The sequence below is a fragment of the bacterium endosymbiont of Bathymodiolus sp. 5 South genome, assembly GCF_900128535.1.
Lineage (GTDB): Bacteria > Pseudomonadota > Gammaproteobacteria > PS1 > Pseudothioglobaceae > Thiodubiliella.
This window is the reverse complement of record NZ_FQTR01000190.1, coordinates 1-2,889: the sequence shown is the minus strand read 5'-3', so window position 1 is coordinate 2,889 and position 2,889 is coordinate 1. Positions and strand designations below refer to the sequence as shown.

Sequence of the window (2,889 nt, the reverse complement as noted above, 5' to 3'; positions counted from 1 at the left end):
TCACTTAGTATTTTTTGTTTGAGTGCGTCATCGGGTGAGTCCCAAAGTTCCTTATCAATGTAGACAATGTGATTGAGTGTTTTGTCGGTAAAGCGCTTGTGGTGTTTTAAAATATTTTTCTCAAATCCCTGTAAAGCATCTAATTGAGCCGAATTATGTTTACTGTTTGTCTGCATATCAACATACTGTGGATCCATAATATACAGTTGACCATCTTCAGCAACAAGCCCTTGGAGGTCCCACACACAAAGATTGGAATTTTTTGAAAATATTTTTTGTAAACGCTTGAGATCTTCCAAGGTTTGGTTGTTGCTATTATCAAGTACTCCTACTAGAGGAACAATACCTTTCTGTCTTAATTTTATATCCCACGCACCTTTAATCTTTTGCACAACTAGACCATGTCGCTTAACATTAGGTTTGGGCATAGATGTATCTATAAATGTGATTTTTTTATAACGCCTAGGTGTTTTTATGCCAAGCGCTTCTAGTTGCTTTAAGTATCCTATTTCTTTTTTAATTTCAGTGGCTCGATAGCGTGGTTTTAATAACACCACCAATAAATCAGGTTGACCTTTTAAATTGTAAGCAGTTTTAAATGCGCCCGATCCAACAGCGTCGCTTATGTCTACTTGTTCAGTGGTTAAAGTATCTGGAATGCTATCTATATCAATAATATTAGTATCAATGTCAGTATCAGATGAGTCTTTAGAACTCACACAACCCAGTTTCAAGTTTCCTAATATCTCCCCTGCACGCTTAGATTCTTCAGTTTGCTGGGTAACGATATTTAAGTCATCGTTCCACTGATAAATCATTTTTTTACCACCCACCTCCATGGTTTTAGTACCATCAGGGTTGATTTGCATATCGCCTTTTCTGCCGGTTATTTCGGCAGTTTTTAGTGTAGGCGTGTCGTTATAAATGGCTTTGGCGAAGTCTTGGGTGAGGTTTTGATTAATGCCATCAGTGCCACAGCCGACTAAGGCGATACGCCCAATGTTGGTGTTGGTGGTGTTGCCGTAGGTTTGTTGCAGTATTTTGGCTTTATCTGCTAACGATTGTGCGCCTTCTTGGTTGAAGTCGGTACCATGACCGACAAAATTAACACGGGTATCGCCTGTTGGTGTGTAAGTCTCGCCTTGTAGAGTAACAAGATTGCCATTTTGATCAAATTTGACAAGGATGCTGGTGTTAGGGTGTTTGTTGAATAAGGCGTTAGCTGCTTTGACTGCAATCGGGTCGTTACTGCTTTGAACGATAATGTTGCTTTGATATCTAGATGTTGTCTTGTCAACAGGTTGGGTATTGGGTTGGGTATTGGGTTGGGTATTGGGTTGGGTATTGGGTTGGCTGGGTTTGTTTTGTTCTGGGGTAAAAAATAAACTGTCAAATGGCAATTCTTTTTTTGCAAATCTATATCTAGTAAACCAGTTTTTATGCAATCCTGTACTTGCTCTTCTTTGGGTGATGACTTGTTGTAGTTGTGCCACAATAGCTTCTGCATCAATTTCATCTTCTGGATCCTGATCAGCATTCACAACATATTCACTGCTATCAATGTCTTCAATCAAAGTATTGACAACCTTGCCATTGGTAATAATTTGATATTTTATGCGTTCGACCTCGATGTCGTTTTGTTGCCCATATAAGTATTCAATTTCATTGTTTTTTGTGTTGTAATAAAGAACAATGTCATTCTTTTCTCTGAGTTTCACTCCCAAGTCAAGACTTTCATTTGAAAAATCGGTAATAATAAAAATTTGAGGCACTTGAGAAGACGATAAATCTTGAGAAAACGACAAACCTTGAAAAAACCCTTTGTTGAGCTTGGTGCTAAACCATTTTTCCGTCTTACTGGTTTTTACTTCTTCAGTGTCATTAGTAGTGGGTTTATCAGGTGTGGGTGTGGTGGTAGGTTTATTGGGTGTAGGTGTGGTGGTAGATTCAGCAAGTGTAGGTGTGGTGGTAGGTTTGTCAGGTGTAAGTATGGTGGTAGATTTAGCAGGTGTCAGTGTGGTGGTGGATTTAGCAAGTGCAATGATGTCTTTACTGTTGTCAAGAGATGTTTGTGTCTTGGGCGTATCAAGGTGGTCAACAAGATTTTGATTAGCAACCTCTAGGCGCCCCGTTGCTTTTTGTTGTTCCTTTTGCTGGTGCGATTTATTATTTTGGTCACGCTGTTTGACATTGTCGAACTCTTTTTGTGTTTTCTCATTGCTTTGCTTAATGCCTTTTTCGCTGTCTTTGATCTCTTGGTTGGCTTTGCTCTTAACTTTATTAATAGAGCCAAATTGGGTATAACTATTGTGATGCTCACTTTGTCCGTTTTTGTTTAACTCACGCCATCCCTCATCATTTCCTTGGTTTTGGGTTTGGTTTTGATCTTGGTTTTGCATTAAACTATTGTTACTACTGCCCAAAACATTCGTAATTTCCTGTGCGCCTTGATTGGCGTCTTCTTGATCGACTTGTGTATCGGTTTTCAAAGAATCAACCGTGTTCTTGTCTTGTTGTGATTGTGTGTCAACGCCTGAGTCTTCATTGGCGTTTGTTTGCTGATATTTCGAGCGATCAACCTCTTTATTAACAGCATCTACATTTTTGGTGTAGTCGTCTGGTTTTTTGGGGGTGGAGTGGCTAGTGCCACGAAGTTTGGTTATGTCTGCTTCGTCTCCATTGATGACCTTTCCTATGGTTTGACTCACCAAAATACTTTTGGCCGTCTCTTTTAAATTTGACAACATGCCTTGCATAAGGGTTTTCATCTTAGCGGTAACGCTTTGTTTGTTAGTACCCACTTCAAGCATGGCGCCATAAAAATCACCGTCACCAATTTTGACGGTAATATTGCCTTTGCCCGCTGCTAAGGCGATATTCATCCCATCG

At 39.6% G+C, this 2,889-nt stretch carries 1 protein-coding gene; it reads right to left on the bottom strand.

All coding sequences use genetic code 11. The features are described from left to right. On the bottom strand, nucleotides 1-2,889 hold a 2,889-nt coding region (locus tag BBROOKSOX_RS09845; RefSeq protein WP_139661520.1), incomplete at both ends, for a C80 family cysteine peptidase.